This window comes from Hymenobacter sp. GOD-10R, from assembly GCF_035609205.1.
GTDB lineage: Bacteria > Bacteroidota > Bacteroidia > Cytophagales > Hymenobacteraceae > Hymenobacter.
On sequence record NZ_CP141184.1, the window covers coordinates 5,337,471 to 5,350,502 of the forward strand.

General features: G+C 54.8%; 12 protein-coding genes. 4 read left to right on the forward strand and 8 right to left on the reverse strand.

Annotated features, from left to right (window positions below; translation table 11 throughout):
• The first annotated feature begins 31 nt into the window (after positions 1-31).
• Positions 32-946 (forward strand): UV DNA damage repair endonuclease UvsE, encoded by a 915-nt coding sequence (gene uvsE / locus SD425_RS21335; RefSeq protein ID WP_324672092.1) that lies wholly within the window; start codon positions 32-34, stop codon positions 944-946.
• 47 nt (positions 947-993) lie between these two features.
• Positions 994-1,359: a hypothetical protein gene (locus SD425_RS21340; protein ID WP_324672093.1), complete on the forward strand. Its 366-nt coding sequence runs from the start codon at positions 994-996 to the stop codon at positions 1,357-1,359.
• A gap of 137 nt (positions 1,360-1,496) precedes the next feature.
• Here the strand turns inward: SD425_RS21340 and SD425_RS21345 are convergent, their stop codons facing one another.
• Together SD425_RS21345 and SD425_RS21350 are read right to left on the reverse strand one after the other, a co-directional pair.
• Positions 1,497-1,898 (reverse strand): hypothetical protein, encoded by a 402-nt coding sequence (locus tag SD425_RS21345; RefSeq protein WP_324672094.1) that lies wholly within the window; start codon positions 1,896-1,898, stop codon positions 1,497-1,499.
• Positions 1,899-2,046: 148 nt separating this feature from the next.
• Positions 2,047-2,466 carry a hypothetical protein gene (locus SD425_RS21350; RefSeq protein WP_324672095.1) on the reverse strand — a complete coding sequence of 140 codons (420 nt, stop codon included), beginning with the start codon at positions 2,464-2,466 and terminating at the stop codon, positions 2,047-2,049.
• Between the two features lie 249 nt (positions 2,467-2,715).
• Here SD425_RS21350 and SD425_RS21355 point away from each other — a divergent pair, with 249 nt between their 5' ends.
• Both SD425_RS21355 and SD425_RS21360 read left to right on the forward strand, forming a co-directional pair.
• The gene (locus tag SD425_RS21355) at positions 2,716-4,332 is read left to right on the forward strand and encodes an arylsulfatase (RefSeq protein WP_324672096.1); all 1,617 of its coding nucleotides are present in this window, start codon (positions 2,716-2,718) and stop codon (positions 4,330-4,332) included.
• Between the two features lie 79 nt (positions 4,333-4,411).
• Entirely contained in the window at positions 4,412-5,287 is an 876-nt protein-coding gene (locus SD425_RS21360; RefSeq protein WP_324672097.1) for a hypothetical protein, read from the forward strand.
• 51 nt (positions 5,288-5,338) lie between these two features.
• On the opposite strand, the gene SD425_RS21365 is transcribed toward SD425_RS21360, so the two are convergent.
• From SD425_RS21365 to SD425_RS21390, 6 genes are all read right to left on the reverse strand, one after another.
• Positions 5,339-6,532 (reverse strand): formylglycine-generating enzyme family protein, encoded by a 1,194-nt coding sequence (locus SD425_RS21365; RefSeq protein WP_324672098.1) that lies wholly within the window; start codon positions 6,530-6,532, stop codon positions 5,339-5,341.
• Between the two features lie 118 nt (positions 6,533-6,650).
• Positions 6,651-9,575, reverse strand: coding sequence for a sugar-binding domain-containing protein (locus tag SD425_RS21370; RefSeq protein ID WP_324672099.1), 2,925 nt, complete (start codon positions 9,573-9,575; stop codon positions 6,651-6,653).
• A 236-nt stretch (positions 9,576-9,811) separates the two neighbouring features.
• A complete protein-coding gene (locus SD425_RS21375; RefSeq protein WP_324672100.1) occupies positions 9,812-10,375 on the reverse strand; it encodes a hypothetical protein in 564 nt (187 codons plus the stop codon).
• A 29-nt stretch (positions 10,376-10,404) separates the two neighbouring features.
• On the reverse strand, positions 10,405-11,049 hold the full coding sequence (locus SD425_RS21380) for a hypothetical protein (RefSeq protein ID WP_324672101.1): 645 nt from the start codon (positions 11,047-11,049) through the stop codon (positions 10,405-10,407).
• A gap of 196 nt (positions 11,050-11,245) precedes the next feature.
• Positions 11,246-12,196, reverse strand: a complete 951-nt coding sequence (locus SD425_RS21385; RefSeq protein WP_324672102.1) for a pectinesterase family protein — start codon at positions 12,194-12,196, stop codon at positions 11,246-11,248.
• A complete protein-coding gene (locus SD425_RS21390) occupies positions 12,193-13,005 on the reverse strand; it encodes a rhamnogalacturonan acetylesterase (RefSeq protein ID WP_324672103.1) in 813 nt (270 codons plus the stop codon). Before SD425_RS21390 ends, SD425_RS21385 begins: the two co-directional genes overlap by 4 nt.
• Positions 13,006-13,032 lie beyond the last annotated feature (27 nt).

Consider the following 13,032-nt stretch of genomic DNA (forward strand, 5'->3'; position numbering starts at 1 on the left):
ACCTGCGTGCACAGCTACCGTAAGGCTAGGTATGAGAATTGGTTATCCTTGCGTCAACGAAACGCTCGACTGTACTTCTGCCACTACCTTTCGGCTGGCTTCTTATAACGATGAGCGCCTGGTGCAGACGGTGGCGAATAACCTCGCCTGCCTGCAGCGCATCCTGGAGTACAATGTAGAGCGCGGCCTGCTGTTCTTCCGGATCAGCTCGGGCATTGTACCGTTTGGCTCCCACCCGATTAATACGTTTCCCTGGCAACACCGCTTCGTCGCGGAGTTCCGCCAGATTGGCGACTACATTAAGGCCAACAACATGCGCGTGTCGCTGCACCCCGACCAGTTTGTAGTGCTCAACTCGCCCGACGAAGGCATTGTGCAGCGCAGTATCTCGGAGCTGGTGTACCAGGGCAGCATGCTCGATCTGATGGAACTAGACTCCACCGCCAAACTTCAGATTCACGTGGGTGGCCTCTACGGCGACCGTGACCTAGCTATCAGCCGGTTTATTGCCACCTACCAAACCCTACCCGAAGCGGTGCGCGTGCGACTGGTGATTGAGAACGACGACCGCTTGTTCAGCTTGCAGGATTGTTTGCGCGTGCACGAGGCGGTTGGCATTCCCATTCTGTTCGACAACTTCCACCACGAATGTCTCAACCACGGCGAGCCGATGGCAGAGGCCTTGCAGCTAGCTTCCAACACCTGGCACCCCACCCACGATGGTCCGCTCATGATGGACTATAGCTCGCAACAGCTTGGTGAGCGAAAGGGTAAGCATACCAGTTCGTTGGAGGAAGATTTGTTCCGCGAGTTCTTGCCGAACGTTGGCGACTTAGAGCCCGATATTATGCTCGAAATCAAAGACAAAGAAGCTAGCGCGCTGCGAGCCGTGGCTATTTTACGGGAGCTAGGTCGGGTGCCCGCCTGGCCCGAACCAACCACCTAGCTTACAAGCCATTTCAACTTATACAACTCACTAATTCCTCTCCCCTCATGGCTGACGAACAACATCTCAGCGGTGCCGTCCACTTGGCGCAAACCATTCATGCCTTGCAACGTGGCCTGACCAGCATTCCCCTCAGCGACGCCATTCTTAATATTGACACCTGGTTTGATCAGTTGCAGCGTAGTGGCGTTCCGGAACTGCAAAACGTAGCCCGCGAGCTAGGCAACCTACAATCCCTTTTGAGCAGTGGCAATGCGGGCCTCGATGGCGGTGCTATCGGCGCTTCGCTAAGTATGCTTGGCTCCCAAGCCACCGAGCTAGCCGTACATGCCGACCCGGATGCTCAAGCCGAGCTTCGCACGCTGGGCGACTTGCTGTTACAGGCGGGTGCTTCCCTTTCACCGAATAGCTAGGGTTCGCTACCAAAGCAAGCGCATAGCAGCAGTTCTGCCGTGCAGACTGGCCCTCTTCCAAAAACGTATAAACAGCAAAAGCCCGCTTGTAGTCATACAAACGGGCTTTTGTTTGGCTGAGTAAGCTGAGGCTTTTACTAAGGACGGGGTGGCGTAGTGGGCTGCGTGGTAGTACTACTTCCCGACTTCTTAGCGGCGCGGAGTTTACTGATTTCCGACGGCTCGGAGGTTGCTTTCACCTTATTCGCTGGACGTAGCTTGACGTCTCTGTTCGGCTGAATACTACCAGTGCCCGTAACGGCCTGCTGCACTTTCGTATCGGTAGCCGTTTGATCTTTGATATCAATTGTGGCTTGCTTGACCGGGCTCTGCGTTACTACCGGGTTTTGGTTGGTAGGTGGGCCAAGGTTGATAGGCGGCACGGTGGCCTGGGGCAAAGCAGCAGCATTGGTGCTGGTAGGCGTGGGCGTCGTCTGCGCTTGTGCCGATAGGCTCAAGCTACTCGCGAGCAGGAAGGCGGCTATGTATATCGGTTTCATGAGTGAGGCGGGGATACAAACCCTTATTGGTTAGGCCAATGTATACGTTTATACAACAGCAATAGTCGACTTCGGAGCGGTACAGCACAAAAAAACCGTCGCTGCCAAGCGGCAACGACGGTTTTGACTTGTAAGAAAGCTAGGCAGCTTACATCGTCGACGAAGACGACGACTTCATTTTGCCTTTGCCTGATTTGCCAGACTTTTTCATTTTTTTGTCGGTGCTCATCGAACCGCTCGTGCTGCTTGAGCCATCGCTCATGGTGCCCGAGGTAGTGCTCATAGAGCCTGAAGTAGTTCCCATCGAGCCCGAAGTAGAGCCGCTGGTGGTACCCGTAGTGCCGCTAGTCGTGCCGGCTGTGGTTCCGTAGGTAGTGCTGCCTGATGTAGAGCCCGAAGTCGTGCTCATCGTGCCCGACGTGGTGCCCGTAGAGCCCGAAGTCGTGCTCATTGTACCCGACGTGGTGCCGGTCGTACCTGTTGTACCCGTAGTGCCGGTCGTCGTTTGAGCAGAAGCAGTTGTGATACCAGCAGCGAGAAGCGAAGCGAAGATGAATGCAGTTTTCATGTTGAGAGGTTGTGGTAAGAGAGGGATAGATTAGGGTGTAAGACTGGACGTCTTTCGTAGGGCCTTCTACGCGGCAATAGCGCTTATGTTCGCTTATGCCATGATTTTATTCAACTCTGGCTACCATTTGCCTTGGTTTAGTACAGTTGAAACGCGTCCTGGAGCATGCTAGGTCAACATTCGGGGCCAGGACAGAAATGTTGCGCGGAGTGACTATACTTGCCTATTCTGTCGTCCTACTTACCTGCTATGCGCCCGGAAAAGTTCTTGTTAGTTGCCACTTTGTTAGTTGCTGGCTTGTCGTCGCTGGGGCTTGTTCCCGCTTCGCATCCCGCCCCGAAGAAGCCCAACATCATCATCATTCTGGCCGATGATATGGGCTACTCTGATATTGGCTGCTTCGGCTCCGATGCCCGCACGCCTAACCTAGATGCCATGGCGGCGGGTGGGCTCAAGATGACAAACTTCTACAATGCGTCGCGCTGCTGCCCGAGCCGGGCGTCGTTGCTCACGGGCCTCTACCAGCACCAGGCGGGCGTAGGAGACATGGTGAACACGCGTACGCAGCCGGCCTACCAGGGCTACCTTAATAAGAACTGCGTCACGATTGCCGAAGCCCTGAAGACCGGCGGCTACAACACCTTCATGGCTGGCAAGTGGCACGTAGGCCAAGCCCCCGAGCACTGGCCGGTGAAGCGCGGCTTCGACCACTACTTCGGCCTAATCGACGGCGCCAACAGCTATTTTGAGAACCGCCCTTACCGGCCAAATCAGAAGCTGACCATTGCTCTTGATGATAAGCCTTACACGCCTGGGCCCGGCTACTACTCCACCGACGCCTACACTGACCACGCTATTGAGTTTATCGACCAAAGCAAAAGCACGGGCAAGCCATTCTTCTTGTACCTAGCTTACCAGGCGCCGCACTGGCCACTGCACGCCCTGCCCGAAGATATTGCCAAGTACAAAGGCAAGTTTATGGCTGGCTGGGACAAGCTGCGGGAGCAGCGCTTCGAGCGTTTGCAAAAGCTAGGTGTCATCAACAAGAACACGAAACTCTCGCCCCGCGACGAACGCGTGCCCGCGTGGGAAAGCCTAAGCCAGGAAGAAAAAGTACGTTGGGACGAGAAAATGGCTGTGTACTGCGCCATGATCGACCGCATGGATCAGAACATCGGCAAGCTGCGGCAGAAGCTAAAGGACCTAGGTCAGGACCAGAACACGGTGATTATGTTCTTATCGGATAATGGCGGCAGCAGCGAAGCGATTAAAGGCACTGGCTTCCTGCCCGAAATTATTGAGGCGAATAAAAAGCCATCGAGCGACCCTAGCTCCTTCACGGCGTATGAATTTCCGGGTGCCAACGTCAGCAACGCGCCCTTCCGCTTCTTCAAGCACTGGACCTACGAAGGAGGCACTGCTACTCCCTTCATTGCTTACGGTCCCGGCATCGTGAAGCCCGGCCGCACGGATGCCACGCCCGGTCACCTCGTCGACCTGATGGCCACCTGCCTCGACCTAGCTCAAGTGGCTTACCCGAAAACCTACAACGCCAACCAGATCAAGCCTACCGAAGGCATCAGCATGGTACCCGTATTTAAGGGCCAGCCGTGGAAGGGGCACAATGCGCTGTTCTTCGAGCACGAAGGCAACCGCGCTGTGCGTCAGGGCAAATGGAAGCTGGTTTCGGAGTTCCCCGCTAATAAATGGCAGCTCTACGACCTAGAGGCCGACCGCTCGGAGCTGCACGACTTAAGCGCTGGCAACCCGCAGAAAGTGCAGGAGCTAACGGTCATGTACGACAAGTGGGCCACGCACGCGGAGGTTATCCCATTTGAGCAGTTGAGCAAAGCCGGCGAGTTTTAATCCATTTAGGCCACAAGCTTCTTAATTGCTTATAGCAATGCGGTATGTCTTGGTAGGATTGTTCCTCTTCCTCTGCCGTATGATAGCAGGATATGGTCAATCCTACCCAACATTTCCGCGTCAGTATGTGCTACTGCACCAAGTGCCCGCGGCGGTGCACCATGTCGTGACGGAGCGAACTACTAACGGCAAACATTACCGCCTCGAATTGCTCAACGTGCTGTTGCCGACCAGCCAGATTCAGCAGCTACAAGGCGACCATTTCGGCGCTACGTATCAGCTCAAAGATCAGATTCTGATTACGCTGGGCGTTTTACCTGATCTACAAACGGGTGAAATTGCGTGGGTACCCATCAATCCTGATACCCTAGGTAAGCAACGAGAGTTAGCCTCAACTGCGTTGTTTCAGAATGCGTGCGACAGAATTGCGGCGTATAAAAAACGTCCCGGTTTTTATGGATGCAAGCTCCGAAGGGACGATGTAGTACCCATTGTTTTCCGAAATGGTCGCTATTGGACGTGTCGCAATACTGTTCTGACCGAATACTTTCTTGTGCGTACCCAGCCGCTTACCACGCCTTTTCAGAATGATGGTCTGACAATTAATACGGCAGCGCCTCTTTTTACCGCAGTAGAGTTGAGCCAATTAATGCAGAATGAACGGCAACTTAAAAGCCCGCGTGACGCCGCAGAATATTTCTTTCAGAACTATGATAAAAAATTATTCTTGGGCAAACGCAGTCAGCAAACGTACGAGTTTTGGGAGCCGGCTTACATGATAGCCGATGCAGGAATCACTTGTACTGGCGCTGAAGAATTTAGGTACCAGCCTAACCTAGGTATCATCTCGGGCAAGTATTCTTTCTATTTCAATTATCAATGGGTTGCAGGTCAGAGCAAAACCCCATTCTTCACGGTTACGGAACTGGATGGCAAGAAACTACCGAAGCACTAATCTAGGTATCCAAGCTTTTCTCTGGGCTTTCGAACGTACCGTGGCGCGTTCTTACTTCACGCACCGAAACCCGACGTGCGACATACCCGAATCGAAGGAGGTGCCGCGGCGGGCGCTGGGGCGGTAACTCTCGCAGTAGCTCACGTGGCAGAGAAAGGAACCTCCTTTGGTCACGCGCTTCGGTATAGTTGGCTCATCGGGGTCGAGGCTGACGCTGGGGCCGCTGGGGTTTTCGCACTGACCTAGGCTCGCCAGGGTGATGTGTTCATCGGCGCGGTACCAATCGGAGCACCACTCCCACACGTTGCCCGCCATGTCGTAGAGGCCATAGTTGTTAGCGGCAAATGACTTGATGGGCGCCGTGCCTGCATAGCCGTCGGCTTCTGTGTTTTGGTTGGGAAAACTGCCCTGCCAAATGTTCGCTTGTTTGTTGGTTGGCGGCGTGTCGCCCCAGGCGAAGCGTTTATTGGTCAAACCACCGCGGGCAGCCCACTCCCACTCGGCTTCGGTAGGCAGACGCTTACCCGCCCATTGGGCATACGCCACGGCATCATCCCACGACACTTGCACCACCGGATGGTTCTCGCGGCCTTTCAACGTACTTTTTGGCCCTTCAGGATGGCGCCAGCTTGCGCCCGGCACCCAGCGCCACCAGGCAGTGTAGTCGTCGAGGGGCACCGGCTGGCTGGGCGGCGTAAACACCATGGAGCCAGGAGCTAGGTTTTCCGCCGCGGGTTTGGGCGTGCCGGGTGGCAGCTGCGCCTTCAACTGCTCCCAATCTACGGGACGCTCAGCGGTGGTTTTGTAGCCCGTAGCAGCTACGAAGCGCGCAAATTCGGCATTCGTTACCTCGTGCTCATCCATCCAGAAGCCATGCAAACGCACGGCATGCGCGGGCCGCTCATTAGGGAAGCTATGCGCATCGTTGGTGCCCATCTGGTAATTGCCGGCCGGAATCCAAACCATACTGGCGGGCTTGGGGCCTGTTGGTGGCTCGACGTTCAACTTGTCGGAACCCGGCGTGTTGCTGGCCGCTTGTTGTGGTAGCTTCGAATCCGGCGCGTAGCACATCGTCTGCGTAGCGGGTGCTGCCGCTACAGCTGGTTTATCCGCGGGGCTTGTGTGTTGGCAGCCTAGCAGACCTAGGCCTAGACTACTAAGGCCTAGCACATTGATAAACCAACGAGCTAATAATCCATTCTTTTGTTGAGCACGATTATTCACAAGTTCCAGCCTAAGATCCATAACTCAAATCTACACAGCCACTAGGTAGAGACATATACTTGTCTGCCCTCGTTGCACGCTTGCAGTAGGACAATCCACGTTAAACAACCTTCGCAACGATTGAGACACAAGTAAGTGTCTACTTTGCTTTCGGCTTTAGCTCGTCAGGGCTGTCTTTGGTATAGGTCATAAACGTCTCCTTCGAAGGCGTCTGAAAAATATCTTGCACCGTTTTAATATCAACGGCATAAGCCGGGTTAAACTGCTCCGACTGCATGTAGCGCAGCAAGCTATAATAAAGCTGCCGCGCGGCCGGACCGTGGTTTGGCTCCGCCGATAGATTCGCGCTGGACACCATCAGCTTACCCTTGCCCACTTTTGCTTCCATAATCAGCCCTAGGCGGCGGTTCAAAAACCACGTATCAATTGGCTGCACGAGGGGCGTGAAGCCAGCGGGAAAGTCTTCTAAGATCATCACCTGCGCCCGGTTCACGATTTCCCACCACTGCAAGTTGCTGTAATCTTCCGTCGGAAAATCGGCTAGGGCCGGATGCTTGGCATTGGTGAGGAAGCCCGTGACGTGCGGCGGGCGCATCTTAAACCACGATGTATTCCAGAACACCGGCGTGAAGTTCATGACCACTTCCTTGCCCTTCACCACCTTGCCCGCCCCGTTCAAGAATACCTTACCGCCTTGGTTTAAAATCTCTTGAGCTTTGGCATCGAGATTGGTGCAATAATAAATATCATTCGAAGCTAGGGTCGGTAGCGTGGCCGGGTACACCCAGAAGTCCCAATCGTTGGCAAAGGCGGTTTTCGCTACTGCTATTTCCAGCTTCAGCTTGGTTGCTTTCGTGATGCTAGCTAATGGAAACCGCACCGTACCAAGGGGCGTGTTGGTACCCGTCGGGATAACTTTGCCGTCGAAGGTGCCGCTGGCGAGTGTGGCCCCACTCGGGTCTTTGATCGTCCAAGTAATAATCGGTTTCTGCAAATCCTGGGGACCGAAGTGGTAGAGCTCAGCGGGCGTTTCAAAGGTCTCCGCAGTGGTGTACACGAACTTCGGTAGGCGCACCAGCGGCACCGTCGCATTGCAAAAACGGCTGTACTCTTGCGGCGAGATGTAGCCTTTTTCGTCCCAAAAGGCATCGAGCACGCCTACCAGCGCTGTGCCCTGGCCGGGGAAGTCCTGCAAACCTAGCATCTGAAAACCCGCTAGCCCTGGCGTGCGCAACGATTTTTCTATCTCGCTTTTGTAGCACAGGGCCTGCAGCTTGCCGGAAGCCTGGAGGAAGTCGGCGCCTTGCGTGCCCATGCCGCGGTCGGCTAGGTCTTGCTGAAACAGCTCCATGTTGCGCGCTCTATAAACGCCGGTGTACTTGGCGATTTCCTTGAAGTTCGGAAACACGCACCATTGCCCCATTTCGTGGGTCACGTAGGGCATCGGAAATTTTTCGATGGCGGCGCGGTAGTCGGAAGCGGCTTCAGGCGCGGCATTCACCCACGGCAAGCCGCGCGAGCCTGACTTAATCATGTATTCGTTTTCGGGCACCAGCGGCCAGCTCATGGCCACCGACGCACCCGTGTACACGCGGCGCGTATCGCGGGCCTGCCAATATTTCACAAACTGAGCTAGGTACTTAGCTTGGTTGCGCCCAGCCGGCTCATTCCCCGCCGACAACATGCAGTACGAGGCATGGTTGCCGTAGGCCTGTCCCATGCGGTTGGTCTCGTCGTATAAGAACTGATCGATGGGTTTGCCGTCACCGAGCGAAGTGCCGTGGTTGGGCCAGCTAGGTCCTTCTGGCTGAAGGTAGAAACCCACTTTATCTGCCGCCACGAACGCCGCTTCCGGCGGGCACCACGAATGGAAACGCATGTGGTTCAGCCCGTGCGCCCGCGCTATCTTGAAGATCCGCTCCCACAATGCTACGTCCATTGGCGGGTAGCCCGTGAGCGGAAACTCGCAGTTATTGACCGTGCCACGCAGAAACACTGGCCGACCATTCACCATTAGTCTGTTGCCTTTCACCTTAAACTCGCGCATGCCGAATTGCACCTGCTTTTCGTCGCGTCGCTTGTCGGTGGTTTGTACCAAAGCCGTGAGCTGGTATAATGCGGGGTCGAACTCATCCCAGAGTAGCATTTTCTTGCCCATTGGCACGACTACTTCCAGCATGTTCTCACCGGGCTTGGCGACGAAGCTAGCTTTCCGTGGCCCCACTTCGTGCGTGCGCGTGGAGGTATTAAAGCTCTTAGCAGCTAAGGTTAGCTGGCCTTTGGTTTCTTCCGGTAAGGTGTTCTGGATTATGAGCTTCACCTTGGCGGTGCGGCTTTTCAGATCTGGGTACACTTGCACGTCGGCGAGGTAAACAGGCGAGCTAGCTTTCAAGGAAATCTGCCCGATGACGCCGTTCCAGTTGCCTTGCGTGTGATCGGTGAGACTGTTGGAATCCGGGCCGACGTTGAGCGTTTTGATGCGGTTATCCACTCGCACCGTGATGGTGTGCGGGCCCGGCGTGAGGACCTTGGTTAGGTCGTATTGGTGCGCCACCACCATGGAGTTCTGCAATCCAATTTCGGCCGCATCAACCCACACGCGGGTTTCGGTGTGGGCGCGTTCTAGGTTCAGCACGATGCGCTGCCCTTGCCAGTTCGCCGGAATGGTGACTTGCTTCCGGTACCAGGCGGGCCCCACATAATACTTGTTTGGCGTGAGCCAAAACGGAATCTTGATGTTGCCGGGCTGCCGGTACTTCGCCAAGCGCGGATTGAAAAACCAGGAGCTGTCGTAAATGCTGCCGGTCCACTTGGTCTTGAGGGTGATTTCGTCGCCTTTGTCGTTACCCGCCATGGAGCCAGGCCAGGTCACTGTTTCGGTCAGGGCAGTCGAAAACCACTTCTCCGCTACGCCCTGGTCCTGCGGATCAGCCTTAAACTGCCACTGCCCGGCCAGCGAAATCACGTCGGCAGCTTTGGCTAAGGGGCAGGTCAGACAATAAAGTAGTAGCAACGCAAGTATGTAGCTACTAAAAGGCTTCCCCGAAGAAATAGGTTGTTGCATACGGCAGAGCTGGCGGAATAATAAGCGAAGGCATTAGTACCGCTCTAACTTACCTAGCTTTCCTGCAACGTCTGCCCTGCACCTCCCTGTTTCTGTCGGCTAGCGTTAGTCTCTCGGTTACCTGCGAAGCCGTAGGTATCTGGGCGCTAGAGCCGTCGCGCTAAGGTTAGAATATACGAGGGCGAAATTGTGTTACCCCTTATGCCATTCTCAGCCGCTGCCCTGGCGCCTACACGCTACCGTTGCGCCGTGCCTAAGGCTACGTCGAGACTAACCGAACCTAAGAAGCCTGCGTGCAGTCCGGTGCGCGAAGCCAAGCCGTAATCATAGAGCTTACCTCCCATGGCCTTCAGATACGAGTACGTGTTCTTTTTGTAATAGCCCACAAAGCCCCCAGCGCCTATCCCCAACAGCATTCTTTTACCGGTGCCCAGAGGGTAGTAAATCGACTCTTGTTCGAGGTAAGCGGCTTTGTAATTTTGGTTGGGGACTTGCTTTTCGAGCGGGCTGCTAGGTTTGCCCAACACGCTAGCCAAGCGGATGGCAGTACCTAGGTGCTTGGAAACAACGGGCGCCAATTCTAGCGTGATACGTGTGCACCGGTACTGCCCTTCATTATCGTACGTGGTGCCAATGCCCAACCGCAGGTCGATGGGCTCGGGAAACAGCGCGGCAGGAGCAGGCAGCGCTTTCGCCGTTTTGGTGTAAGTAGGCGTCGGCTGGGCGCTGGCGGTGCTTGCAAGCAGGCCCCACAACAGCCAGGTTGAGCTAGCAGCTCGCTGGTAATCCTCCCAAGGCATACAAGTTAGCGTTTACTCGTCGTCCTGCTTTACAGCCGCCGAGCAAAGGTGAGGCTATGCGTAGGCGAAGTGGTGTTCCCACCTGTTCCGTTCTGAATGCTTGACCGCAGGCCAATACGCCAACGTTGGGCGGTGCCTACCGCCATATCCAAGTTCAGCGAAAGCAGGTAGCCACCGTGAAAGCCGTCGTGCGCAGCCAGCGTATAGTCCTTGAGCGTCCCGGCCACCGCCGAAAAAGACGAGTAAGTATTCTTCTTGTAATAGCCTAAAAAGCCGCCACCTAGGCCGAATAAGATCTTCTTATCAGTACCGAAAGGATAGAAAATAGCTTCCTGCTCGATGTAGCCAGCCTTATAATTCTGATTGGGTACTTGCCGCTCTAGTTTATCAGTAGGCTTGCCGAACACAAATGCTACCCGGCTAGCTAGCCCTAGGTGGTTCGTTAGGGTCGGCGCATACTCCAGCGCAAGCCGTTCGCACCGATACCCACCCGTTATCTCGTACGTCGTTCCCACGCCGAGGCGTAAGTAGGCGGGTTTATGCGTGGTAGTTTCCGGAGAAGGCTCCTGCCGAGTTGATGACCCATTAGCCGAGTAAGCTTGTGCCCACGTAACAGTGGTAGATAACCCCATCAATACGATGAGCATCCCCATAAATTGATAACCCTTATGCATAAGTAGATATAAGTAAATGAGACCAAGAGGAAGAGCCTATACAATACCCTTTGGTTGCATGCTAACCGCAGAGTATTATCTACTTTATTTCTCGACCTAGCTTTATAGCTACTCGGCGTAATAGGCCGCCTTCTTATTTATAGATTGCGTTAACTGTCCTAACTATAATTGCGGCACAACAATCAATCGTGTGCCGTCACTCCTTTTCGGGGTTCCAGTTGCGGAGCACCTTGTCGCGGGTATACTCCTTAGCCTCTTGGTCGGTGAGCTGGTGCGACCAGGGCACACGCTGCTTGGGCTGGAAGCCCTTGCCTTTGTTTTGGTACTCGGCGTAGTAAGCGGTTTTCTTGTTGTTTTCGTTGCCCCAGTGGTCCCAGCCTTCTGGCTTGATGTGCGGGCCTAGCTCGCAGTTGAGGTACACCGTTTTGGCGTAGGGTCGCCACGGCCGTCCTAGGTAGAAGCTGCCCGTTGGCGCGTCGCCCGTGATTTTGCAGTTCTTAAACACGTAGCCGTAGCGCGTGCTGTCGGGCGTAGAAGCGGCCGTCACGTAGCCGTTCTGCTTACAGAAAATGGTGCAGTCCTCAAACCACGCCGTGCTGGAACCGAAGATAAAGTCCACGGTGCCTTCGATGTAGCAGTCTTTGTAGTACTGCCGACTGCCGTAACCATAGGTGTACAACGTATCCTGAAAACCCAGAAAGCGACAGTTCTTGAACCTAGCTTTGTCGCCGGCCACCCATACGGCCACGGCCTGCCCGACCGGCCCCGATGAATTTTGGAAGGTGACATTTTCAGCCGAAAAATCGCCGCCGTAGATGTAAATGCTCGACGAACCCGACGTGCCTTTATCTTCACCGAAGATGTTCTTTTTCTGGTTGTAGTCGTCGTACGTCAGGATGGTGTTACGCAGGTCTTCACCGATGATCTTCACCAAGTTCTTCGAGCCAGCCAACACCAATTTTTCCTTGTACACACCTTTTTTGATGAAAATGGTCGTGACTTTTTTTCGGAAGTCGGGCACAGCGTTGAACGCTTCTTGCACGGTTTTGTAGTTTCCGCTACCATCTTGGGCAACCACAAAATCATAGGCGAAGGCCCGACCAATCAGTAGCCAGCTGAGGCAAACAAGGGCGAATAATTTTTTCATGGGGTAGTAGGCTGCGCGTCTTTGCCCTTAGTGGGCGGTACGGCATTTTTGGGCAGTGGCTTGGCAATGCGTTCGGCCAGCGGTAAGTGTTGGGTTTTGATTTCGTTCACGGCCATCTGCGCTATTTTGCGGGCACCTAGCTCGCTGAAGTGCGTGTTGTCTTCGCGGCCGTAGGGGTAGTTAGGGTGGTCGCCAGGGGCGAGTTGCAGGTACAGCAGCTTCGAATTTTCGGCGCCAAATTGCTGCACCAACTCGCGGCTCATCTTATCGAGGTCAATGAGCGGCACTTTGTATTGCTGGGCAACTTCGCTTGTCACCCGCGAATAGGCCACGTGCGTTTCCTGCTGACGGCCTTCCTTGTCAAACTTGCGGCGCGTGATGGGCGTGAGCAGCACCGGGCTAGCTTTTTTGCGTTGCGTTTCGGTCACAAACTTGATGAGGTTCTTGCGGTAGTCCTCCGGCGGCGTGTAGCGGTCAGGATAATTCTCAGCCTCATCGTTGTGGCCGAACTGAATAAACACGTAGTCGCCTTCCTGCAACGCATCCACAACGGGCTGCCAGCGGTTTTCGGCCAGGAAGGTACGGGTGCTACGGCCGTTCTGCGCCCGGTTGTCGACTACCACGGTGGAATCGAAAAACGTGGTCAGTGGCATGCCCCAACCTGTCTCGGGAAAGGTCTGCTTGACCTTGTTCGCCATTGTCGAATCGCCGATGAGGTAAAGCTTGATTTTTTTAGGGCTAGGCCCACTAAAAGCCAGCAGCAAGAAGAGGCTGAGTGGCCAGACTTTTTTGAATAAGGAAGCTAGCATTCTCATTGGTAAAATTTAAACGCCTGT